The following is a 21999-nucleotide window of genomic DNA, read 5'->3' as shown; positions in this document are numbered from 1 at the left end:
ACTTCCCCGGCCGGGCAGAAGAACTGGGCCACCTTTTCAGAAGCCGGCTGAACAAGATGAAAGACACCTATTCCCTCATCGGCGATGTACGGGGCCGGGGGGTCATGCTGGCCCTTGAGCTGGTGAAAGACCGCACCACCAAAGCTCCCGCCAAAGACGAAACCGCCGCCATCATCAAAGAATGCTGGGAGAACGGCCTGGTGCTCCTCAGTGCCGGGGCCCGGGGCAATGTGATTCGCTTCCTGGTACCCCTGGTGATCACCGATGAACAGCTCCAGGCGGGGCTGGATATTCTGGAGGCGGCCATCAAAAAGGCATGTGACTAACCAAAGGTAATGATGACTGACAAACCTATCAAATTCAAGACAGGAGGAGTAAGAATGATGAAAAAGAATCTTGCAATTTTGATGTGTTGTGTCCTTGTTTTAAGCATGTTGGCTGGTTGTGGCGGTGGAGGTCAACAGCAGGCTGCGGCTGGCGGTGGCACAGACGCCGGTTCAAGCGCCGGTTCTGACGCCGAAACCTACACCATTCGTTTTGCTCATATTGAGAATGAATTCACTGCTGCTGCACAGGGTTGTCAGATGTTCAAAAAGCACGTTGAAGAACTCAGTAACGGCAGAATTGTGGTGGATATACTGGGCGCCGGTGCGCTGGGCGGCGAAAGAGAGATCGTTGAAAGTGTGACCATGGCCAATATTGAAGCAGGTATGGCCATGTCTTCACTCTTTAGCACCTATCTTCCCAACTGGGAAATTTTCGATTTGCCCTTTGTATTTAAGGACCGAGACGACTGGGCCTCTAAGGTTGACGGCGAGCTGGGTCAGATGCTGGCAGCCGAAACCACTTCCATCAACATGAAAGTTTTAAGCTATTTTGACGGTGGGTTTCGATCAATCACCAATACCAAAAGACCTGTCGCCAGCATGGCAGATTTAAGCGGTCTTAAAGTGCGTGTGGGCGAGTCCACTCTGTTGATCAATACCCAGCAGGCACTGGGAAGCAATCCCATTCCCATGTCTTTCGGCGAGATCTACACCGCCTTGCAACAGGGAACCATCGACGGCGTCGACACCTCCATCATCTATGTGATCGACGGTAATTTTCAGGAAGTGGCAGAGTATTGCACCGAGACCAACCATTCTGCCTTGCAAATGGTCACCTTTATTAACCAGGATTTTTATGACAGCCTGCCTGCCGATCTGCAGGAAGCCGTGGATACCGCCGCTGCCAAGGCGACTGTTGAACAGCGTGTGGCCGCAGTGGAAGCCGATCTGATGGCCATTGAGGTAATGGAAGAAGCCGGTATGCAGGTGGATCAGGCTTCTGCCGAATTCTCCGCCGAAATGATTGAAGCAGCAAAACCGGTGGTGGATAGCTACCGGGACAAAATCGATGCAAGCGTGTTTGAAGCTGCCGGACTATAAATAAACGGCAAGTACTCGCTTCTGTCTTCTGTTTCAAATGATGGAATCCCGATGCCGTGCGCATCGTCAGCGGCACGGGATTCCATTCTTATGATGAGAAGCCCGGAACTTGCTGGGGAGGTAACCACGTTGATCGGTAAATTTGGAAAACTATTTAATCAAATGGAGTATTACGCACTGATTACTGCTTTGGCAGTCATGGTCATCGTCATCTTTTCTCAGGTGGTGATGCGTTATATTTTCAATAATTCATTATCCTGGTCGGAAGAGTTTGCCAGGTATCTGTTCGTTTGGTTTTCATGGATGGGTGTGAGCGCAGGAGTCAAAGGCAAAGAGCATCTCAAGGTGGAGCTGCTGGCAGAGGCGCTGGGCAAAAGAGGATTTTTCAACGCCAAAGAAATTCTCAGCATCATTGTCTCGCTGGTTTGGTTGGTGACCACGTTGATTGTCGCCTATTATGGCATTCAAGTCGTTCAGATGCAAATGAAGCTGAGTGTGGTCACGCCTGCCATGAGAATGCCGGTATGGCTGGGTTATCTGTCAGTTCCCGCCTGCAGTATCGTGGTGGGCATTCGTCTTGTGGCCACCATTGTCGACAGTGTAAAAAAATTGTTGGGCTATGAAACTACAGAGTTACCTGGCGGAGAAAGTGAGGTGGAAGGTTAATGGAAATACTGGCGATGTTTGGTGTCATGCTGCTGCTGATTGGAATCGGACTGCCCATCGGCTATGCCATTGCTTCATCAACCATTTTCACCTTTGTCGTTTTTTCATCCACCTCTTTACGCATCGTGTCCCAGAATGCCTTTACAGGGATTGACTCTTTTGTGCTGATGGCAATTCCCTTCTTTATTCTGGCGGGGATTCTGATGAGTGCAGGCGGTGTCGCCAGAAGGCTTGTTGACATTGCCGATGCCTTTATCGGATGGATCACTGGCGGACTGGGAATGGCCTCCATTCTCACCGCAACCTTCTTCGGAGCCATTTCCGGTTCCGGGGCGGCAACGACTTCAGCAGTGGGATCCCTGATGCTTCCCGAAATGAAGCGCAAAAAATATGGCGATGAGTTCAGTGCAACGCTGATCGCTTCTGCGGGATCCATCGGTGTTATTATTCCTCCAAGCATTCCCTTTGTGGTTTACGGCGTCACCGTGGGTGTGAGTATCGGTGATCTTTTTCTTGCCGGCATTCCTGCGGGAATCAGCATGTGTGTCGCGTTGATGGTTGCCTGCTACCTGATCTCCAAAAAGAAGGGTTACAGAGGCAGCGATACCAAGCCATCCATTAAAAATATTGCCCATACGCTGAAGGATGGCATCTGGGCGTTATTTGCTCCCGTCATCATTCTGGGGGGGATTTATTCCGGCATCTTCACGCCGACTGAATCGGCTGTGGTTGCAGTGGTGTATTCCCTTATTATTGGCACTTTTGTTTATAAGGAACTGACCCTTGTCAAGCTGAAAGAGTCCTTTTATACAGCGGCTGTTCTCAATGGTGTCATTGTCTTTATCATCGGTTTTTCCGGTGCCATGGCAAAATATCTGGCTCTTGAAAATGTACCGCAGCGGGTCAGCCAGGGGATTTTATCACTGACAGATAATCCAATTTTAATCCTGCTGATTATTAATGTCTTTTTAATGGTTGTGGGAATGCTCATCGATAACATCCCTGCCATTATCATCCTTTCACCCATCTTTCTGCCGGTGGTGCAAAGTGTGGGTGTCACCCCCTTGCAGTTTGGCGTGATTATGGTGTTGAACCTGGCCATCGGTTATGTGACGCCGCCTTATGGAACAACTCTTTTTGTGGCTTCAGCCATCTCGAAAATCTCCGTTGACAGGTTATCCAGGTATGCCATCATCTTTACCTTGGTGCTCTGTGTGCCCCTGGCTCTGGTGACATACTGGCCCTGGTTCACAAACGGGTTTGTCGCTCTGTTCAAATAGGCTCTCCGGCCGAATACACCTGCACATAGAAAAGCCCCCTCAGGCATTTTTTCCTGAAGGGGCTGTTTTTTTATGTGGCAGTTTGATGACGGTTTGATGCTTACCAGACAGGGGTTATCCGTTCACCTTGTCAATGGCTTTTTTAATGAGGCGGGCAGACTGACGGCATTTCTCAACAGAAACGGCGCAGGCTGCAAAGCGGAGACCTTTTGCCATGGGCAGCAGGAAGAGATGGTCTTTGGTGAGCTCTTCTGATACTTTTGCCGGGTTTTCGCAGGGGATGGTGATGAAGAAGCCCGCCCGGTAGGGAAAGATATTCAGACCCACATCGGCAGCTTCATCCACAAATGCTCTGGCACGGTCAAACATCAGCTTGGAAAAACCAGCCCGTTCGGCTTCCACTTTTTCCAGCAGGGCCGGGTCACTGTAAACTTTTGCCAGTACCCGTTGGGCACCCCGGGTACCGTTTGACCAAACAGCCCGGTTGGAGAAGGCGGCGGTGGATTCAAACTCATCAGCCACTTCTTCGCTGCTGCTGACGCAGAGAAGGGCACCACTGCGCAGGCCATAGAAGGTGAAGGCTTTGGACATGCTGTAACCAATAAGCACCAGCAAGTTTTGCGGCAGGTTTTCAAACTGCTTCATGAAGCCCCGGGAGGTTTTCATGTCGCCGGCAAAATCGATATAGGCGATGTCCACATAGAGGATCACCTTTTTGCTCTGGTGGTCCACCACATTACTGAGGAATGTGAGGACTTCCTGCCATTCTTCGTCGGTGAGGCTGTAGCCGGTGGGGTTATGGGCAGGGGTGTTCAGCACGACCAGCACCCGCTCCTGATGGTCGGCCAGCTCTTGTACCTTTTCTTTAAAAGAGGCCAGATTGAAGGCTTTTTTCTCATCAAACAGGGTGAAGGTGGTCATTTTGCGCCCATGCTCTTCGGCAATGGTACGGTAGGGGGCCCAGAACCAGTCGCTTGTCAGCAGGGTTTCACCGGGTTCCATGTAATTCCACACGGCATGACGAATACCACCGGTACCACCAGGGGTGGCAACCCCTCGAATGTGGCCTTTTGGTCGGTAATCGCGGAATACTGCTGTTTTGGCTGCTTCCAGAAACTCCGGCAGGCCGGCAATGGGAGCATAGGCAGCAATTTCAGCATCGGGAAGGTTTTTAAAAGTTTCCATGGCGGTCTGCATGATGGAGAGGCTGCCATCATCTTCCAGCAAAGCGCCGATGGTGGAGTTGATCACTTGATCAGCCCCCACTTTTTTGGCGGCTTCCTGAGCCTTACGATTGGCTGCAAATACCTTGTCTTCTTCTGCCGGTCTTTTTGAATGAGGGGCAACAACGGAAACACTCATATCTTTTCCTCCTTGCAATGACTGTAGTGGTTGCTATTAACTCCCATCATAACACGGGAAAGGCACCTTGTCACCTGGAAGATGGCAGCTGAAAGGGCATCAGCAGGCTAAACCGGCTGCCTTTGCCCAGGGTGCTTGTCACCGTGAGGCTTCCACCCATTTTTTCTGCCAGCTGTTTGCTGATACAGAGCCCCAGCCCAGAGCCGCCGTAGTGGCGGCCGATGTCGGCGGATGCCTGCTGGTAGCAGTCAAAGACTTTCTTTTGGGCCTCTTCAGGAATGCCAATGCCGGTATCTGTCACGTCAAACCGCACCCAACACACAGTTATTTCTGAAACGGTATCATTGAGTGCTTCACCGAAGGCCGGCTGGGGCGGTGTTGCCGGATGAATCTGCATGCTGATGCTTCCATGCCGGGTGAACTTAATGGCATTACTCAACAAATTGGTGATGATCTGTTCCAGTCGCAGAGAATCTGCCACCAGTGTTCGAGGTACCTGGGGATGGATGTGCAGTTCATAGGCCAGGTTTTTGTGCCTGGCCTGGTGGTGATGAAGGCTCCACACCCGCTCCACCGTGGCTGCCAGGTCAAAGGCGTATGGGTTCAGGAGCAGCTTGCCGCTTTCCATGCGGGAAAAATCCAGCAGGCCGTTGAGAAGCATCAGCATGGTCTGGGTGGAATGCTTCATCAGATCCAGAGAACTGCGTTTTTCTTCATTGGTCTCATCCAGCAGCATCAGGTCAATGAGGCCGGTGAGGGCGCTCATGGGGTTTTTCAGGTCATGGCTCAGGCTGGCAAAGAGCAGGTCTTTCTGCTGATTGGCCTGCTCCGCTTTTCGCCGTTCTTCTTCCATTTCTTCCATGGCCAGCAACCGGGCTTCTTTTAGATGAACACTGCGTTCCAGCTGCCGGGCATTGTGACGGATGAGTTCGTTGTTTTTTCGCAAATCCTCTTCCATCTGTTTCTGCCGGGTGATGTCAATGTGGGTGCCAACAAGTTGCAAAGACGAACCGGCAGCGTCCTTTTCCACCACTTTCCCCCGGCTGAGAATCCACCGGTACTGCCCATTTTTGTGTCTCATGCGGAAGGTCTGGTTGATTTGCCCGTGGTGGCCGTTGATAAATCGATCGACTTTTTCCAGCACCCGTTTTCGATCTTCCGGGTGAAGATGTTCAGTGAAAAATCGGCGGAGCACTGGAATTTCCTCCACTTTGTACCCCAGCATGGCTGCCCAGGGACGGGTGACATAAAGTTCGTTGGAAATATTGTTAAGATCCCACACACCGACTTCGCTGCTTTCCATGGCGATCCGCCACCGGCGCTCCTGTTTTTTCAAGTTTTCCGTTGCCTGCTCCTGTAACAGCATCATTCCGGCGTAGGACTTAAAGAAATCGCTTGTTTGCTGGTCGGGCGGTGTATGATCTGGATCAAGGATGAGCAACAGTTCTCCCAAAGGCCTTTCCGGGCCCTGAAGAACCAGCTGGCATACCGAATAGGGAGTCAGTTCATTCAGCAAGCGTTGATTGATTTCTGCTGAAAAGGGAAATATCTCAAGAATTTCTTCCACTGTCAACACCACGATGCTTTCTTTTTCGAGGCGGTTGACCAGCTCATCTTTTCGGGGCCACAGCAGGTGCTGATCTTCCAGCAGGTCAAGCTTAATTCCCATCTCCTCCAGATGTTGAAACAGGCCCGGCTCGCCACTCACTGCCAGGGTTCTTGAAAGGGGCGCATCGGGCAGGTATTGCTGCAGCATGGCAAAAGGAGCATTCAGGGCTTTGCAGACCATCTCCAGAAACAGGCGGTAACGCTCTTCCGCCGTGGCGGCGGTCATGGCCTGCTGCTGATAGGTGCTCATCAGTTGGATACAGCACTGAAAGGGTGAGACGGCTGTGTTGGCTTTCAAGGGGCATCGTCCTTTCTCCGGGTTTGAGAGAGCGGCATATCATCGGTGGATGGTGGCGCATTGGGGAAAAGTCATGGCTTTCATAAAGGCCTGCTGAAAGCAGGGGCTGTTGGATAAGTTCAGTGTGGTGGCCAGCTGCCGAATGTGCTGCAGCTTTTCCGGTGCCTCGGGGTCTGTCAGCAGATCGGCCGCACCTGCCAGCGCGGTGTTGCCGGCAACGATGACTTTTCCCGCCAGCGGCGAAGGCAGCAGGCCCATGGTCAGGGCGCTGGAAAGGTTCAACCGGCTGCCGAATCCACCGGCCAGGTACACCCGTTGCACAGCTTCCATGGGAATGGCGGCAGTCTCCAGCAGGCAGTGAATCCCTGCCCGAATGGCGGCGGTAGCCAGCTGCACTTCCCGAATGTCTTTTTGGGTTACCTGTATGGGCGGTGTTCCCGATGGAGCTTTCAGGGTCACGGCGTTACCCTGAAAGCGTGACACCAGTCGGCCGGTGACGTCGATCCATCCGTGGCGCAGGCCTTCGGCTACCAGATCCACCACTCCCGAGCCGCAAATTCCCATTGGGGGCTGGTCATCGATGGTTTTCAGGTGAAAGGTGTCTGTTTCCCAGGTCAGGGCATGAATGGCACCAGAAACCCCGGCCATGCCGCAGGAAAGGCTGCCCCCTTCGAAGGCGGGGCCGGCGGCAGTGGCGGTGGCGGTGAATCCGTGACGGTTTCCCACCACCATTTCCCCGTTGGTGCCAATATCCACCAACAGGCTGATTTCCTCTGATTCATGGAGCCTGGTATGATAAATGCCGGCGGTGATGTCTGCCCCCAAAAAAGCGTCCAGCCCTGGCAGAAGCGTCACCGGACAATGGGGCGACAGGGGCAATGAATGGGCTTTGGAAGGATCGCTGCTGCTGAACAGCCGCTGAAAAGGAATGGTGACCATGTCAAGGGTGACAGGGGTAAAGGGGTGCTGGCCCATCCCCGCCGGTGATATTTCCTGCAGCAAGTGGAGCATGGTGGTATTGCCGGCGATGGTAATGGCGGTGATGAAAATCTCCGACAGACCCCGGGTGAGGCTGGCCATTCCCTGCATCAGGTCTTCCTGAATCAGGGCGGCCATGGCTTTCAGATGACCCTGGGATGCCTGCTGAATGCGGGTAACCACATCGGCTCCATACTGCTGCTGCCGATTCATTCGGGAGTCTTCCCGCATAATGGCACCGTTTTGCCGGTCCACCAGGCGAAAGCCCAGGGTGGTGGTACCCAGGTCGATGGCGATGCCTGTTTCCAGATGTGATGAGGCAGACTTCAATGGAGAGAATGCCATGGATGGCTTCTTCATCCATTCAGGTTCACCAGGTTCGGGAAATTCTGAAGCTACCATTAAGCCGGTTGATTCCCCAGACTCCGTCAGCCGGGGCACCTGTAAGATCACTTGCTGTGGATCGGCGCCGCCTGCAGCGATGGTTTTGTCCGTTATATGACAGGCCAGCCGCCAGCCTTCCTGAAGCTGTTGCCGGGTTAAGTGGTATTCATCGGCAGTGGTGGGTGGCCAGGCACCGGCTGTTGCCAGAATGGCACACTTGCCGCAACGCCCCGTTCCTCCACAAGGGGCGGACAGGGTCTGGCCTGCCTGCTGCAGCGCCCGCAAGAGCGTCTGATCTGGCATCAGCTGAATACATTGCTGTTTTCCGTCGGGTTGGCGAAGAAGAACGTTTGTCATGAAATCCTGTCAACTCTCTTTATACGTGATATCCGGAGATTCGTTAAGATGGCGGGTTCATTTGCATGAAAGTTCACCCTGCTGCTTCTTTAACTGGGTAATGCTTTAACTTTATGCTACTATTGTAACCTACTTAACATAAAATGTCTTCCCGTAAATATTAACATATGTTATTTCTTTACAAACGAAGTAATTTCCCTATTTGAATCCGCCCATCATAAAATAGACTGATTATTGTACACCTGGCGCGGTATCTATTTAATAATCTCTCTCGAACGCTCTTTCGGGACTCTGACTGTAATGACACATGTCATCGAAAAGAGTGAAATATCTTGGTTGAAGTTGATGCTAATTTGTGTTCTAATATAGAGTGAATCGCATCATCCCCCGCAGCCTCCCCAAGTATGATGGGGGTGTTGAACCGGCGTGGCAGAGGTGTGATATCATGATTACGAACTGGATCATCAAAGCATTGGCGGTCCAGCAGGAAAGGGGTATGTTTTTTGAGTAAAGCCTACTTAGCGGAGATTGTAGCAAACCGGGAGGTTTGTGCGGAATAGTCTCCCCATAACCTCCCAAAAAGGAACAGTTCATTTATTGGATTTGTTGACTTTTAGGAGGAACATGAAATTGAGATACACAGAAAAGAGAAGCACCTCATTTAAAAATAATCCCTGCCATGACAGTTTCATCTGCAAGGCATGCGGAAAAGTCGTTGCGCCTGAAGGCGCCGGCACAAAACACCGGAACCATTGTCCTGATTGTTTATCAAGCCTTCATGTGGATGATACGCCAGGAGACCGGGCGGCCGATTGTGACGGAATCATGGATCCCATCGGCGTCTGGGTAAGAAAAAATGGCGAATGGGCCATCATCCACAGATGCACCCGTTGCGGGCAAATGAGTTCCAACAGACTTGCGGCCGACGACAACCCCATTAAACTGATGTCCATCGCCCTGAAACCTTTGGCATCTCCACCGTTTCCCATTGAGGGACTGACCAGGTCTTTGGACGTTTCTCCCGATAAAGAAGGTGGGAGGGTGATGACATGATGACCAAACCTGAAAGCTTATGGAGCAATACCGGCATGGATGAGCTTTGCAGAAATGAGGCAGCGGGTTACCCAGACCATTATTTGGGCAGGGTTATCTCTCAGGAAAAAGGGTTTTACCACGTTGTGTGCGGTAATGAAGAGATCGTCGCTGAAATATCTGGAAAAATTCGGTTTCAAGCCCAGCAATCAACCGATTATCCGGCTGTTGGTGATTTTGTTATGTTGGATCGACCCTGCGATAACAGCGGGCATGCCATCATCCACCACATCCTTTCCAGAAAGAGTCTTTTCAGTCGTAAATCTGCAGGTGGGCACAACGATGCGCAAGTGGTGGCAGCCAACATCGACATGGTGTTGATCTGTATGTCACTGAATGAAGATTTCAATCTGAGGCGTCTTGAGCGCTACCTGGCCCTTGCCTGGGAAAGCGGCGCGAGCCCCGTTGTCGTTCTGACGAAGGCAGACCTTTGCGAAGATGCTGCCAGGAAGGTTCTTGCTGTTAATCATGTGGCACTGGGTGTCGATGTGATTGTCACTTCTGCCATGGATGAAGATAGTTTTGCCAGCATTGCAGCGCGTATAAAGCCTGGTGACACTATTGCGTTGATCGGTTCATCAGGTGTGGGTAAATCGACGCTTGTCAATCGTCTGCTGTATGACGAACGGTTGGCGACAAAAGCCATCAGGGAAAAAGACGGGCGCGGAAGACACACGACGACCCGGCGCGAGCTGTTCCGACTTCCCAATGGAGGCTTCGTTATCGATACTCCGGGAATGCGTGAAATTGGCATGTGGGAATCCACAGAAGGGGTTAACAAGACTTTCTCTGATGTGGAAGCGTTCTTCGGCAATTGCCGGTTCAGTGACTGCACCCATACTTCTGAGCCAGGATGCGCGATTCATGAAGCTCTGGAACAGGGAGTACTTTCCCATAAACGATGGGCGTCTTACCGGCAGTTAATGGCTGAGATGTCTTATCAGGATGACAAAGATACCTATCTCGCCGAGAAAACAAAAAAATTCAAACAGATTGCCAAGCTGAACAGGCAAGAAAAAAAGAAAAAGCCCTGAGTTTAGATAAGCCATTGGATGCAGCAACCGCTGCCTTCAATGGCTTTTATTGAAAAGATCTGTCTGGTTGTCTTTAGAAAAAGTGAATCTCCAAAAGAAAGGGTGAGAAGGATGACAATGCCTCAACTGAACCTGATGGGCTGGACAGCTGCCATTCTCATTATTTTTTCACTGCTGACTCAGTCCCTCTTCAGCCGTCGCTGGCTGGCCATGCTGGGCACCCTGCTGTTTGTGGTCTATACCTGGCAGTTACGCCTCTACCCTTTACTGACCGTCTGCATTCTTCTGGCCCTGGTGAGCGCCTGGTATGTGATGCGGGTGCACACCACCCAGCCCCAGGAGTTTTTCCAGCACTTTGACGTTGCCACTGACAGCACTTATTTGAAGTTGTTTCTGGATTTTCACCAGAAAGAATTGAAAGAAATTTACCCAGATTATTCCCTGCCCCGGGACGAATCTGTCATCGCTTTTTTCGTGCTGCGAAACCTGGTGCCGGCAGGCATTTTTGTGGCATCAGAAATGGAGAATCACGTGCTATACGTGCATGTGGACTTTGTCATTCCCCGCTATCGGGATTATAAGATTGCCCGGTATATGTACGAGCAGCAGACCGACTTTTTTCTTAAGCGGGGATACACCACTCTCTGGACGGTATCCCGCCAGCTGAAGCATACTCGTTATCTGAACAAAATGGGGTTTCGGGCACGTTCCATCGAGGGACGGGTCTATTATGTAAAAGACCTGCGACCGCCAGAGGCTTAATACAAATAGCCGACGTTTGACAAGTTGTCAAGCATCGGCTATTTATAGTGTTGTCTTTCGCCAACTACATCATTCCAGTAGTTTCGTCAAACAGCCAATCTATTTTCCTGCATTTTCAGCTGCATTTTCTCCTGCAATTCTTCCAGAGTTATAGGCAAATCCTAAGGTCGCGCCTTCGAACATGACATAGCTGTTACCATACATTCCACCTGCATCGGCACCTGCCACCCAAAGATTTTCTATTGTTTGGCCAGCTTCATCAACAGCCTGAATCTCTTCGTTAATAGCAACACCACCCAAAGTGCCAAGGCAACGCAGTTTCGTAACAACAGCATAGTAAGGAGCCTGAGCAACAGGATTCATAAAACTGGCATCTTTGTAAAACTGAGTGTCTTTGCCATTGGCGGCCATGGTATTGTAATATGCCACTTCTTCTACCAAGTAAGGGGCATCCAGCAGTCTGGCCAGCTCTTCAATGGTGTCGGCTTTTATTGCAAGGCCTGCTTCCACAGCTTCTTCCATGACAGCGGTGTAGTCTCGAGGCATCCGCCATGCCTCTGTCAGTGCGTCAATATTTTGCTCTCTGCCTGCTTCCATAAATTTGATTCCCTGCCCATACATATGTCCCCATCTGTCGACAAAGACTTTTGCCAGCCCCTCTTCGGCGACTCTTTCAATAATGCCTGTATCCAAAATAATAAACATCTCTGCATTTGGCTGATTATACATCATATTTCCCAAGGCTGCACTTTCATAGGCCTCTTCCTCTGAACCAAATCGCTTCCCTTCCTTATTAACAAACATCAAGGGGTTTCTCACCAATTCAGTTAGTTCTCGAGGATTGGTCATGTTTTTTGATTTATCAGCATCGTAAGTCATTCCAAACCACTGCGCAACATCAATGCCTGCTTCTGCAGCACCTGCAGACCAAGCCATCTTAACACCATCGCCCGTCGCTGTTCTCACCAGACCTGTTCCCGATTTTGTTCCGAATCTTTCTGCCATCATCTCTGCATTGCCGCCAAAGCCCCCCGTGGCGATGACAACTGATTTTGCAGTGATTCTCAGCTCAGTACCATCCACTTTTCTGGCAATAACGCCGGCAATTTTCCCATTGGCATCCATGATCAGGCTCTCCCCTGGTGTTTCGTACATCACCTGACCACCATAAGATTCTACTTTTTCATGAATCGTCTGCAGGGCCATAACGCCGCCGTCCACATATCCATGAGCTGTTGCAGGCATCCCTACATGATTGTACTGTGCCCCATGACCCGCATCGAGCACCACCAGGTTAACGCCATTTTCCACCAACCAATCAACCGTGGAAGCCGATTTATGAATAATGGCACTCACAAGTCCTGCATTTGCATGATAATTACTGTCTTTTATATATTGATCATAGATCCACTGGGCATCCACCTCTTTGCCCGCTGCAATTTGGAGTGAGCTTCTGTCTGCAAACAAGGCTCCTGCCATTGAGCCTGCACCACTTACACCAGCCGCTTTTTCCAGCAGAATTACGTGAGCACCTTTTTCAGCCGCTGCCAGCGCCGCCGCAGAACCCGAAGCGCCGCCACCCACAACAACAACGTCAGCAGATATTTCTTCCGCGCTTTTTTCAGTTTCAACCCTTGCTTTGCTGCGCAGGGCTTCCACATCTCCACCGGCCTGCTTGACTGCATCTGCAACTGCTTCCAGAATACCCTTGCTGGTATTGGTTGCACCCGTCACTACATCAACATTCAATGTTTGTTCTTCCATAATTGTTGATGGAATTCTTTCAACCGCAGGCTCATAGATGCCTTTAGTTTCTTTGTGTTCTCCCACTACGATGGATTCAATTTTGTTCTCACTAAACTCAACTTCTACAGTCATCTCACCGGCATGACCTTTACCAACACCTTTATAAACCCCTGGTGTATAGGCATTTTCAACCGAAGTTTCAGTCGCTGTTGTTTCATCTGGCGCAGGGCTTGCTGGACCATCTGAGGTGCAAGCCATCAGCGACAACAATAGCATCAGTGCCAGAACCAAACTCATGTGTTTTTTCATGTTTTTTCCATCTCCCTTGTTAAAAGTTTATCCAACAAGAGTATTGTAAAGTTGACCCCAAGAGGCAAGTCAAGGGCTAAATTGATTTTCTTCCACTTTTTTCCAGCTTATGTCTGCATCATTTCAATTATCGCCTATTATCGTTGGTTTTTGCTGATGGGAACCCAAATTAACAATTGAAAAACACGTTTGGTGTTCGGGTATTGATCGATGCCTCCCTCAATGAGAACATCGCCTGCCGGTGTATATCCTTGTTTTTTCATAATTTCCAATACTTTTGCCATAATTTCTTCCATGGAAATTTCTGTGGCATATTGGCTGTAAGTATACAGGAAGCATGCTTCTTCCTTCAAAAAAAGTACGGGTTCACTCACGTCAAGTTTCAGATATTCTGCTGTATCGCCATTTATTCCCAACCCCCAAATGGGGTCTAATGCGTTTCTTTCAATCTCCTTTTGCGGCAAATAGGCTAACTTCATGGTATGTGGAACGCATTTCATCAAGTCTGCCACAATGTTTTTCATTTTTTCACATTCTACAAAGGCTTTATCTTGAACATGCTTGATGAAGTAGCAGGGCTTTCGCGTGGCAATCATCCAGGTATTTGGTTTTTCCATAAACAATGTGCACTGCTCCTTTAACTCATGGATGCGCTTCCGCTTTAAACGTATCGCATCCATTTCCCTGGAAAGCTCTTCTTCACATCGAGTTAGAATATCAACAATCTCGTCCATTCCCTTGTTGTTCATGTATTGGGATATTTCGTTGAGGGAAATGCCCAGACTGGTTAGTCCTTTACTTCGAAGGATTCTTTCCCCGTGGGTAAAATTGTAATATCTGTAACTGGTTTGTTCATCTTTTTCGGGTACCAGAATTTTGAATTTTTCATAATGTTTCAGTGTTTTGATGCTCACACCCATCCATTTGGAAAATTCACTGACTTTATATTTTTTCATAACCCGTCCTTGATCCCCCTCTTCCAAACTGCAATGCTGCGCCGTTGGCAGCTTCAGCTTCAACAAGTTGGCTTCATATGATGACTTCTTTTCTTCTGCCGATGTTTATTTTTCACTGAGTCACATAGAAACTGACTTGTTCACAAGATGGTTTCCTAAACCACTCCTACGGAGCCAGTTATTAGCTTTTTCACCTTTTCTCCCATTATTATTGTCTGTTTGTCTGCTTCAAGCGTCTATCACAGCGCCCTATCAGTCGATGAGCATTGCACCCTGCCCCCCGGCAGCGCTAATTGCTTTATTATATGCTGGAATTTCAGGGTATAAAGCCGTTTTCTGGATTAGCAACAATAATAGGGTCCTTCTTCAATGGGTCATCACTCGATGTCTGCGCATGCCCACGCATCAATTTCCACTTTATACGCAGAATCAGCTAAAGCGGTTACATACAGCATTGTCATACAGGGCTCGTGTCCATTGAAAGCTTTCGCTATAACTTCTCTTCTTCTTGCGCTGTCAATGTCTCCCACCAGATAAAAAACTACTTTCACCAAATCTTCCATGTTCATATTTGCTGCATGAAGGTTTTTGGCGATATTATCGATGGCAATTTCAATTTGCTTCATTGGATCCGTTGGAACAAACCCCTTCTCATCTTTTCCCAGTTGACCGGATAAGACGAGCCATCGGGTATTTCCTGAAACTTCAATTTGGTGTGTGTAAGCGGCCAAAGGGCTGTGGATGTTGCCAGGATTTCGAAACGCTTTCATAACATCACTCCTTATTTTACCCGTTTCGCCATTGAATGATTTTCTTCGAACTGCACCAGGTCCCACAGATTGCCATATAAGTCTTTAAACACTGCAACTGTGCCATACTCTTGTTCCTTTGGGGCTCTTACAAAGGCTATCCCCGCTGCCTTCATTTGGTTATAATCTCTCCAAAAATCATCTGTTCCCAGAAAAAGAAAAATGCGGCCCCCTGCCTGATTTCCTATAAATGTCAGTTGTTCAGGTTTAGAGGCCCTTGCAAGTAATATGGTGGTTCCTGATGACCCAGGCGGTGATACAACAACCCAGCGTTTATCTTGTTCTGGCTGGTATGTATCTTCCACCAGCTCAAACCCCAGTTTTTGGGTATAAAATTCAATGGCTTCATCATAGTCTCTTACCACTAAGGCAATATGCACAATCGATTGTCTCATTACATCCACCCTTTTTATTTTCAACGTGATCGTTCTTCTTTGTGCCGTTGGCTCAATACCTTTTCATAGTCTTTGACAAAATAGCGTTTGCCTTTTTTAATCACTTCATGCCCTTCCATCTCCAACAACATCTTTTGCTGGTCTATACCGCCTGGATACTTTTCATTTAACTCGCCATCCTTTTTTAATGTACGCCAGTACGGCGTTATCTCTTTACTTCCCAGGTCTTCCCGTTCCTGTGATGCATTGGCAACAATGTTGATAAATATGCCGGCTGTCAGTTGGCAAGTGAAGTCGGCTCCATGTTTTTGGGCAAGGTAATCTCTAATTTCGTGGGAAGTAACCAGTTCTCCCTCAGGTATTTTTTTCATCACCTCATCATATTCAATGGGAGCTGCTATCAGCATGTTGCCGCAGCCAAACCGCTTTGCCATCTTGTTATCAAACCCTATGAATTCAATCTTTGGCAAGTCTCCTGAACTGTTGAGTTTCTCGTTGAAAGATTTTTTGGGCATACATATTCTCCCTTCTCAATCTTTGGTCTTACCGATAAATTCAAATCTATTTTTCTGGACTAGACTGGCTTACGAATGCCAGATTTGAAATAGTCCCTAGTATGAGGGCGGACAAAAGCGCTAAACCAGCTGAAGCTATTATCCATAATACTAGTTCCATCTCCCGAAATGTATACAAGCAATAACATCCTAAAATGATAAACATTAAGACATAATCAAAAACTCTAAACTTCGTAATGCCACGCTTCTTTATAATCTTAGAAAGAGTAAACTGAAATCCCCCTGAAACATAATCGAAAAGAACTTCTACTACTATTTCCATTATAACACCCATAAGCACTCTCCTGACTTGTTATAACAACACGCATGTCTACACTGTGTCTTCATGCTGTGATTTCATATCCTTCATTGCTCAACGCTTCTATCGCATTGTCAAAGTCTTTATTCTTTAGAAGAATGTAGTCAGTATCGAAGGTGGAAATTGCAAATATACTTATTTTGCTTTGTGCTAATACTGTACTAATTGAAGAGAGAATGCCAATCAGTGAAAAATCCAGTGGCCCTTCTACTTTTAGCATCCTCCAATCCTTTTCACATTTCACGTCGTCTGGAATGATTTCTTGGGAACATACGATTGACAGTTCCTCAAAGGTTCTTGTTATTGAATAAAACCTACTATTTTTAGCCCACTCAGGTACTGGTTGATTATTATCGAGTCTGCAAACCCCATATGTCTCATTCATGACGATCATTGTTAACTTTTTTTCCAGCATCTTCACGTTCACTCCCTCATCTTTAACAGAAAATAACCTCTGGTACTCATTTCGCTCTTTCAACAGCATTTCCTTCTTTTTTCCAAGATTGATGATTTTCATCACTCATAATTTTCATTCGCAAGACTGTGCCAGTGCCGGGAACACCACCGTACCACCAAAAAAAGAACCCGTGCGGTTCTTTTTTTGGTGACTGATTTGCTGTGTTAAGACTCCTTCTACTCCTCTAATTCTTCCACCACCAGGGCATATGGCCTGCCGCCCCGGCGAAACCGAAAAAGTTCTTTTCGGTAACGGTTGTTTTCACGTCGGGGTTCTGCTTCATCCTGCGGGGTGAGGGCCATTGTCTTTTTCACTGTTGCCATTTCCTGTTGCCGGGCTGCCCAGATGTGCTGGGCCTCTTCAACGGTTACTTTTGTGAACCGGAGAATGTCTCCCGGTTTTGCCTGGGCCATGAGGGGCAGGTCGGCGCTGATGACGTTGGCAATTTTCGTATAGCCGCCGGTGGTCTGGCGGTCGGCCATCATGACGATGGGCATGCCGTGGCCCGGCACCTGAACGGCACCCATGGCAATGCCGTCGGAGATGATGTCGGCACCTGCTTCGTGGGTAATGGGGGTGCCTTCCAACCGGTAGCCCATGCGGTCACATTCGTTGGTGACGGTATAGGGCTGCTGGTAGAAGGTTTCCAGTCCCTGGGTCGAAAAGGCGTCTTCTTGAGGGCCGGGAACCACCCGCAGGGTGATTTCTTTGGCATACTGATAAGCAGGGGTGATCTGCCGCTTCTCTGCCAACTGGGTCAAGGCTGCTGCCGGCAGAGGCAGGTCGCCCACGGGAAGATGGTCGCCGGCTTTCAGCGCCCGGCCCTGGTAACCTCCCAGGTTGCCCCGGGTGTAGGTGGAGCGGCTGCCCATGATCACCGGGACCTGAAGGCCGCCGGAGATGGCAATGTAACAGCGGCAGCCGCTGCGAATACCTTTGAAGACCAGTTTGTCTCCCGAAGTCACCGGCACTGCCTGCCACAGGGGAAGGGGTTCGCCGTTGAACACGGCCCCCAGATCGCCCCCGGTTACCGCCAGCAGGCCGTCGGTTTCGAAGACAATTTCCGGCCCCAGCAGGGTGGCTTCCAGCATTGCCGCTGCCGTGTCGTTGCCCACCAACAGGTTGGCCATTTCAAAGGCATAGTGGTCCATCACCCCTGAGACAGGAACGCCATACTGCTGAAAGCCCTTACGGCCGGCGTCCTGAACGGTGGTGAGTAAACCGGGTTTGATGATTTTCAGTTCACGCATGGCCATCACCTCCCGGTATGAAGGGGTACTCCCGACAGGTATAGGTGCGGTTTTGCAGCTGGGGTTTCATGGCTTCATAGTCGGCCTGGCTGACGGCTTCAAATTTCACGTAATTCCCTGCTTTCAGCAGGATGGGTGTGGCTGCCTCAGGGTCGTACAGGGGAACCGGTGTCCAGCCGATGAGCTGCCAGCCTCCGGGGCTGTCGATGGAATAAATGCCGGTCTGACTCCCGGCAATGCCCACTGAACCACCTCTGATTTTGGTGCGGGGGGTGGCCAGCCGGGGGGTGGCAATGGCAGGGTCCATGCCTCCCAGATAAGGGAAGCCGGGGGTGAAACCCAGCATGTAAATCAGGTATTCCCTGGAGGTGTGCTTTTCAATCACTGCTGCTTCTGTCAGCTGGTTGTGCCCGGCCACGGTGGCCAGATCGGGCCCGTACTCACCACCGTACAGGGTGGGAATCACGGTGACCCGGGGCGGAGGCAGCTGAATATCTGCCAGCTGCTGTTCCAGCCGGCGCAGCTGACGGGTGAGGTTTTCCCCCGAGATCATCAGGGGATCGTAGTGAATCATCATGGAGCGGTAGGTGGGCACCAGTTCGGAGATGCCCTGAATGTTTTCCTGCTCAATGGCCAGACTCATGGCTCTGATCTTCTGGTTGATGGCATCAGCAATTTCATTTCCAAATTCCATCACCAGGGCATGGTCACCTGCGGCCAGATAGCGGGTTGTTTCATACATGGCGGATGCCTCCCTCATTCTGGGTATGCCGACAGTTTCATCTTCACCGGTAACTTGCCAGACCGGCAGGTTTTCCGCTGATGCGGCAGCATTGTGTCAATCCGGCAGCACTACTGGCGGCGCAGCTCTTCTTCGGTAATGGTGGTAATGAACATGTAGCCGGGGGAGTGGGTGATCACCAGGGGTGGCTTGGCACTTTTCAGTGCCATTTGAGGGGTGACGCCGCAGGCCCAGAAAACAGGCACTTCCCCTTCCCTAATCACCGGCGGATCACCAAAGTCCACCCGATGAATGTCTTTAATACCAATGGCAGCAGGATCGCCGATATGCACCGGGCCGCCGTGGGCTTTTCGGAAGGGCGCGGTAATATCAGCTGCTTGTTGTGCCATGGCTTCGGGCATGGGGCGCATGCTCACCACCATGGGGCCGGAAAAAATACCGGCGGATTTTGTCTGAATGTTGGTGATGTACATGGGCACATTTCGATTTTCTTCAATGTGGCGCACGGGAATACCCGCCTGAATGAGGGCCTCTTCAAAGGTGAAACTGCAGCCGATGAGGAAGGTGACCATGTCGTCGGTGTAGAGCTCAGCGATGTCATCCACCTCTTTTTCCAGCTCACCGTGGCGGTACACCCGGTAGCGGGGCACATGATAACGAATGTCGGCATCGGGACCTGCCACAGGGGGCGACGGCTGACCCGGGTCGGTGACATCGATGATGGGACAGGGTTTTTCGTTGCGGTAACAGTACAGCAGAAAGTCAAAGGCTTCCTTTTTCGGCAAAATCACCACATTGGCCTGTGTGTAACCAGGGGCAAGGCCTGAGGTGGGTTTGCGCCACTCACCCTGCCGGATGGCGGCCCAAATTTCCGGAACACTTTTCAACTTCATGGTTCATGCCTCCTTTTGGATACGGTATGGTTCACCCGGGGGGTCCTGCTTTCATTATAGCCTACCGGGCTTAGGGGAACAAAGAAAATCCGTTGGCACAAATGGTTTTTGAGAGAAGGCTGAAAACCATTAGAATAACTTGGCAATGTTCTGCAGTGACATGACACCGGTGTATGCGGTGAGAAAAACCGTCACAATGCCCAGGCCGATGAGCCAGGTGGGATGATGGTAATCGCCAATGATGTCTTTTCTTCTGGAGGCCAGCAGCATGGTTCCCAGTGTCACCGGCAGAATCAGGCCGTTGAGGGAACCGGCCAGCACCAGCAGCTTGGCGGGGCTGCCCACAAAGCTCATGACAAAGGTGGAGAAGGCAATGAAGCCGATGATCACCCATTTCTCATATTTGGCAATGGTGCTGTTTAGCGTTTTCAGGAATGAAACAGAGGTGTAGGCAGCTCCAATGACGGAGGTGAGCCCGGCGGCACAGAGTACGACGCCGAAAAACTTGTACCCCACGTTACCGGCTCCGTGAAGAAAAGCGGAGGCAGCCGGATTGGAAGGATCAAGGGCCAGCCCTTTCACCACCACGCCCAGGATGGCCAGAAAGAAGAGCACGCGCATGACAGAGGCCACGCCAATCCCCATCATGGCACTGCGGGTGATTTGCCCCAGGTTTTCTTCGCCGGAGATCCCGGCATCAATGAGTCGATGGGCCCCGGCAAAGGTGATGTACCCTCCCACGGTGCCGCCCAGCAGGGTGATGATGGGAAATACCAGCATGCCCGGATTTTCAGGGGCCACGCTGCGCACCAGGGCTTCTCCCACCGGTGGTCCGCTGGTGAAAGCCACATAGGCCACCAGGGCAATCATGAGCCCTCCCAGAATTTTGGTGAATCGGTCGATGATGGGACCTGCATCTTTATTGAGGAAGATCAAAATACCGGCAATACCGGCAATGAGACCGCCGAACTTCACATCAAGGCCTGTCAGTACATTTAGCCCAAGGGCTGCTCCTCCGATGTTTCCGATGTTGAAGGCCAGCCCGCCCAGGGCCACCAGTGCGGCCACAAAGTATCCCAGGCCAGGTAGAATTTTGTTGGCAATGTCCTGGCCCCGCAGGCCGGAAACACCGATGATGCGCCAGATGTTCACCTGTACCACCAGGTTCAGCAAAATGGAGACCAGGATGACAAAGGCAAAGCTGGCACCGTAGTCTTCTGTAAATCGGGCAGACTGGGTTAAGAACCCGGGTCCGATGGCGGAGGTTGCCATGATAAAGGCGGCCCCCAGCAGCACGGTTGCATTTTGTTTTTTCAGATCTGTGTTCATTCTTGTTCCCCTTTCGTTGAAAAGGAGATGCTTTTTACCAGCATCCTCTTTTCCATTAAATTGGTGATGCGGTGGTTCTTAAAAAATTATGTGGATGATACCAACAGCTTTGCCAGGGTTGTGATGGCAATGGATGCCTGCTGCAAAGCCTCCCGGATAGTGGCCACAAACTGGAGAGCCTGAGGACTGTCTCCGTGAACACAAATGGTGTGGGCTGTCAGGTCAATGGTAGAGCCGTCAACGGCTTTAACGGTTCCCGCCGTCACCATCTGCACCACTCTTTCCACCGCCAGTGATGCATCGTGGATCATGGCATCGGGGTGTGTGCGGGCCACCAGGGTACCATCGATGTTGTACGCCCGGTCGGCAAAGACTTCGTGAGCCACCTTCAGGCCCCGTTTTTCGCCGGCTTTCGTCAGTTCACTGTGGGCCAGCCCCACCAAAATCAGCTCCGGATCGACGGCTTCCACTGCGGCGGCAATGGCATCGGCCAGCAGGGGGTCTTTGGCTGCCATGTTGTAAAGGGCACCATGGGCTTTCACATGCTGCAGTCTGGTTCCCTGTACGGCTGCAAAGGCCGCCAGGGCACCGATCTGGTAAATGACATAGGCCTGGGCCTCTGCCGGTGATACCTGCAGGTTTCGTCGGCCAAATCCCATGAGATCGGGAAATCCGGGATGTGCCCCCATCTCCACTCCCAGAGACACTGCCGTTTTCACCGTTTCCGCCATGACCATGGGATCTCCCGCATGCCAGCCACAGGCAATGTTGGCTGAGGACACATATTTCAGCACTTCCTCATCCATTCCCAGCTTGTAGGCACCAAAGCTTTCACCAATGTCACTGTTTAAATCAACCTGCTTCATCAAAACACCTCCATTTTCATTCATTTGTCTTCATCAGCCCTTTTTTTGTCTGCACCTCTCCTGCGCCGTGCTTTCTGATTATTGCAAAATGAGTGCCAAATTTTTCATGCTTCATTTTTCAATCTT

General features: G+C 50.4%; 22 protein-coding genes. 7 read left to right on the top strand and 15 right to left on the bottom strand.

From position 1 onward, the window contains the following. The 4 genes from AAIG11_RS12925 to AAIG11_RS12910 form a co-directional block, all read left to right on the top strand. Nucleotides 1–326 (top strand): aminotransferase class III-fold pyridoxal phosphate-dependent enzyme (locus tag AAIG11_RS12925; protein WP_343186658.1); only part of this gene is annotated, 326 nt, incomplete at its 5' end. 54 nt (nt 327–380) lie between these two features. Beyond that, nucleotides 381–1427 (top strand): TRAP transporter substrate-binding protein, encoded by a 1047-nt coding sequence (locus AAIG11_RS12920; RefSeq protein ID WP_343186657.1) that lies wholly within the window; start codon nt 381–383, stop codon nt 1425–1427. A 129-nt stretch (nt 1428–1556) separates the two neighbouring features. Continuing rightward, entirely contained in the window at nt 1557–2093 is a 537-nt protein-coding gene (locus AAIG11_RS12915) for a TRAP transporter small permease (RefSeq protein WP_343186656.1), read from the top strand. Next, entirely contained in the window at nt 2093–3373 is a 1281-nt protein-coding gene (locus AAIG11_RS12910) for a TRAP transporter large permease (RefSeq protein WP_343186655.1), read from the top strand. The genes AAIG11_RS12915 and AAIG11_RS12910 overlap by 1 nt, the downstream gene beginning before the upstream one ends. Nucleotides 3374–3487: 114 nt before the next feature. On the opposite strand, the gene AAIG11_RS12905 is transcribed toward AAIG11_RS12910, so the two are convergent. The 3 genes from AAIG11_RS12905 to AAIG11_RS12895 form a co-directional block, all read right to left on the bottom strand. After that, on the bottom strand, nt 3488–4735 hold the full coding sequence (locus tag AAIG11_RS12905) for an aminotransferase class I/II-fold pyridoxal phosphate-dependent enzyme (RefSeq protein WP_343186654.1): 1248 nt from the start codon (nt 4733–4735) through the stop codon (nt 3488–3490). A 70-nt stretch (nt 4736–4805) separates the two neighbouring features. Beyond that, the gene (locus tag AAIG11_RS12900; RefSeq protein WP_343186653.1) at nt 4806–6641 is read right to left on the bottom strand and encodes a sensor histidine kinase; all 1836 of its coding nucleotides are present in this window, start codon (nt 6639–6641) and stop codon (nt 4806–4808) included. Nucleotides 6642–6680: 39 nt separating this feature from the next. Further along, entirely contained in the window at nt 6681–8360 is a 1680-nt protein-coding gene (locus AAIG11_RS12895) for an ASKHA domain-containing protein (protein WP_343186652.1), read from the bottom strand. A 624-nt stretch (nt 8361–8984) separates the two neighbouring features. Between AAIG11_RS12895 and AAIG11_RS12890 the strand changes: the two genes are divergently transcribed. The 3 genes from AAIG11_RS12890 to AAIG11_RS12880 all read left to right on the top strand — a co-directional run bounded on the left by AAIG11_RS12890 (nt 8985) and on the right by AAIG11_RS12880 (nt 11248). Further along, entirely contained in the window at nt 8985–9413 is a 429-nt protein-coding gene (locus tag AAIG11_RS12890; RefSeq protein WP_343186651.1) for an RNHCP domain-containing protein, read from the top strand. After that, nucleotides 9410–10486: a ribosome small subunit-dependent GTPase A gene (gene rsgA, locus AAIG11_RS12885; protein WP_343186650.1), complete on the top strand. Its 1077-nt coding sequence runs from the start codon at nt 9410–9412 to the stop codon at nt 10484–10486. Before AAIG11_RS12890 ends, rsgA begins: the two co-directional genes overlap by 4 nt. Before the next feature lie 111 nt (nt 10487–10597). Then, nucleotides 10598–11248 carry a hypothetical protein gene (locus AAIG11_RS12880; RefSeq protein ID WP_343186649.1) on the top strand — a complete coding sequence of 217 codons (651 nt, stop codon included), beginning with the start codon at nt 10598–10600 and terminating at the stop codon, nt 11246–11248. Nucleotides 11249–11347: 99 nt separating this feature from the next. Here the strand turns inward: AAIG11_RS12880 and AAIG11_RS12875 are convergent, their stop codons facing one another. From AAIG11_RS12875 to AAIG11_RS12820, 12 genes are all read right to left on the bottom strand, one after another. Then, the gene (locus AAIG11_RS12875) at nt 11348–13303 is read right to left on the bottom strand and encodes an FAD-dependent oxidoreductase (RefSeq protein WP_343186648.1); all 1956 of its coding nucleotides are present in this window, start codon (nt 13301–13303) and stop codon (nt 11348–11350) included. A gap of 137 nt (nt 13304–13440) precedes the next feature. Next, nucleotides 13441–14259, bottom strand: a complete 819-nt coding sequence (locus AAIG11_RS12870) for a MerR family transcriptional regulator (protein ID WP_343186647.1) — start codon at nt 14257–14259, stop codon at nt 13441–13443. A gap of 377 nt (nt 14260–14636) precedes the next feature. Continuing rightward, nucleotides 14637–15029 carry a RidA family protein gene (locus AAIG11_RS12865; protein ID WP_343186646.1) on the bottom strand — a complete coding sequence of 131 codons (393 nt, stop codon included), beginning with the start codon at nt 15027–15029 and terminating at the stop codon, nt 14637–14639. Between the two features lie 11 nt (nt 15030–15040). Continuing rightward, nucleotides 15041–15463, bottom strand: a complete 423-nt coding sequence (locus AAIG11_RS12860; RefSeq protein ID WP_343186645.1) for a VOC family protein — start codon at nt 15461–15463, stop codon at nt 15041–15043. Nucleotides 15464–15483: 20 nt separating this feature from the next. Then, nucleotides 15484–15978, bottom strand: a complete 495-nt coding sequence (locus tag AAIG11_RS12855) for an MGMT family protein (RefSeq protein ID WP_343186644.1) — start codon at nt 15976–15978, stop codon at nt 15484–15486. A gap of 46 nt (nt 15979–16024) precedes the next feature. Continuing rightward, nucleotides 16025–16312: a hypothetical protein gene (locus tag AAIG11_RS12850; protein WP_343186643.1), complete on the bottom strand. Its 288-nt coding sequence runs from the start codon at nt 16310–16312 to the stop codon at nt 16025–16027. 49 nt (nt 16313–16361) lie between these two features. Beyond that, nucleotides 16362–16751 carry an ACT domain-containing protein gene (locus AAIG11_RS12845; protein WP_343186661.1) on the bottom strand — a complete coding sequence of 130 codons (390 nt, stop codon included), beginning with the start codon at nt 16749–16751 and terminating at the stop codon, nt 16362–16364. A 218-nt stretch (nt 16752–16969) separates the two neighbouring features. Next, a complete protein-coding gene (locus tag AAIG11_RS12840; protein WP_343186642.1) occupies nt 16970–18043 on the bottom strand; it encodes a 5-oxoprolinase subunit C family protein in 1074 nt (357 codons plus the stop codon). Beyond that, nucleotides 18036–18785: a 5-oxoprolinase subunit PxpB gene (gene pxpB, locus AAIG11_RS12835; protein ID WP_343186641.1), complete on the bottom strand. Its 750-nt coding sequence runs from the start codon at nt 18783–18785 to the stop codon at nt 18036–18038. Before pxpB ends, AAIG11_RS12840 begins: the two co-directional genes overlap by 8 nt. Before the next feature lie 110 nt (nt 18786–18895). Further along, on the bottom strand, nt 18896–19678 hold the full coding sequence (locus tag AAIG11_RS12830) for a putative hydro-lyase (protein ID WP_343186640.1): 783 nt from the start codon (nt 19676–19678) through the stop codon (nt 18896–18898). A gap of 129 nt (nt 19679–19807) precedes the next feature. After that, nucleotides 19808–21007, bottom strand: coding sequence for an NRAMP family divalent metal transporter (locus AAIG11_RS12825; RefSeq protein WP_343186639.1), 1200 nt, complete (start codon nt 21005–21007; stop codon nt 19808–19810). An 86-nt stretch (nt 21008–21093) separates the two neighbouring features. Continuing rightward, nucleotides 21094–21873 carry a LamB/YcsF family protein gene (locus tag AAIG11_RS12820; RefSeq protein ID WP_343186660.1) on the bottom strand — a complete coding sequence of 260 codons (780 nt, stop codon included), beginning with the start codon at nt 21871–21873 and terminating at the stop codon, nt 21094–21096. Between the last annotated feature and the right edge of the window lie 126 nt (nt 21874–21999).

The organism is Anoxynatronum sibiricum (assembly GCF_039414295.1).
GTDB lineage: Bacteria > Bacillota > Clostridia > Peptostreptococcales > Tindalliaceae > Anoxynatronum > Anoxynatronum sibiricum.
This window is presented reverse-complemented; position numbering and strand designations above follow the sequence as displayed.

Coding starts and splice junctions, on each gene's coding strand:
- AAIG11_RS12880 (WP_343186649.1), top strand. CDS start 10,598: ATGACAATGCCTCAACTGAACCTGATGGGCTGGACAGCTGCCATTCTC.
- AAIG11_RS12845 (WP_343186661.1), bottom strand. CDS start 16,751: ATGCTGGAAAAAAAGTTAACAATGATCGTCATGAATGAGACATATGGG.
- AAIG11_RS12860 (WP_343186645.1), bottom strand. CDS start 15,463: ATGAGACAATCGATTGTGCATATTGCCTTAGTGGTAAGAGACTATGAT.
- AAIG11_RS12895 (WP_343186652.1), bottom strand. CDS start 8,360: ATGACAAACGTTCTTCTTCGCCAACCCGACGGAAAACAGCAATGTATT.
- AAIG11_RS12920 (WP_343186657.1), top strand. CDS start 381: ATGATGAAAAAGAATCTTGCAATTTTGATGTGTTGTGTCCTTGTTTTA.
- AAIG11_RS12905 (WP_343186654.1), bottom strand. CDS start 4,735: ATGAGTGTTTCCGTTGTTGCCCCTCATTCAAAAAGACCGGCAGAAGAA.
- AAIG11_RS12855 (WP_343186644.1), bottom strand. CDS start 15,978: ATGCCCAAAAAATCTTTCAACGAGAAACTCAACAGTTCAGGAGACTTG.
- AAIG11_RS12890 (WP_343186651.1), top strand. CDS start 8,985: ATGAAATTGAGATACACAGAAAAGAGAAGCACCTCATTTAAAAATAAT.
- AAIG11_RS12870 (WP_343186647.1), bottom strand. CDS start 14,259: ATGAAAAAATATAAAGTCAGTGAATTTTCCAAATGGATGGGTGTGAGC.
- AAIG11_RS12840 (WP_343186642.1), bottom strand. CDS start 18,043: ATGCGTGAACTGAAAATCATCAAACCCGGTTTACTCACCACCGTTCAG.
- AAIG11_RS12865 (WP_343186646.1), bottom strand. CDS start 15,029: ATGAAAGCGTTTCGAAATCCTGGCAACATCCACAGCCCTTTGGCCGCT.
- AAIG11_RS12825 (WP_343186639.1), bottom strand. CDS start 21,007: ATGAACACAGATCTGAAAAAACAAAATGCAACCGTGCTGCTGGGGGCC.
- AAIG11_RS12830 (WP_343186640.1), bottom strand. CDS start 19,678: ATGAAGTTGAAAAGTGTTCCGGAAATTTGGGCCGCCATCCGGCAGGGT.
- AAIG11_RS12850 (WP_343186643.1), bottom strand. CDS start 16,312: ATGGGTGTTATAATGGAAATAGTAGTAGAAGTTCTTTTCGATTATGTT.
- AAIG11_RS12910 (WP_343186655.1), top strand. CDS start 2,093: ATGGAAATACTGGCGATGTTTGGTGTCATGCTGCTGCTGATTGGAATC.
- AAIG11_RS12820 (WP_343186660.1), bottom strand. CDS start 21,873: ATGAAGCAGGTTGATTTAAACAGTGACATTGGTGAAAGCTTTGGTGCC.
- AAIG11_RS12875 (WP_343186648.1), bottom strand. CDS start 13,303: ATGAAAAAACACATGAGTTTGGTTCTGGCACTGATGCTATTGTTGTCG.
- pxpB (WP_343186641.1), bottom strand. CDS start 18,785: ATGTATGAAACAACCCGCTATCTGGCCGCAGGTGACCATGCCCTGGTG.
- rsgA (WP_343186650.1), top strand. CDS start 9,410: ATGATGACCAAACCTGAAAGCTTATGGAGCAATACCGGCATGGATGAG.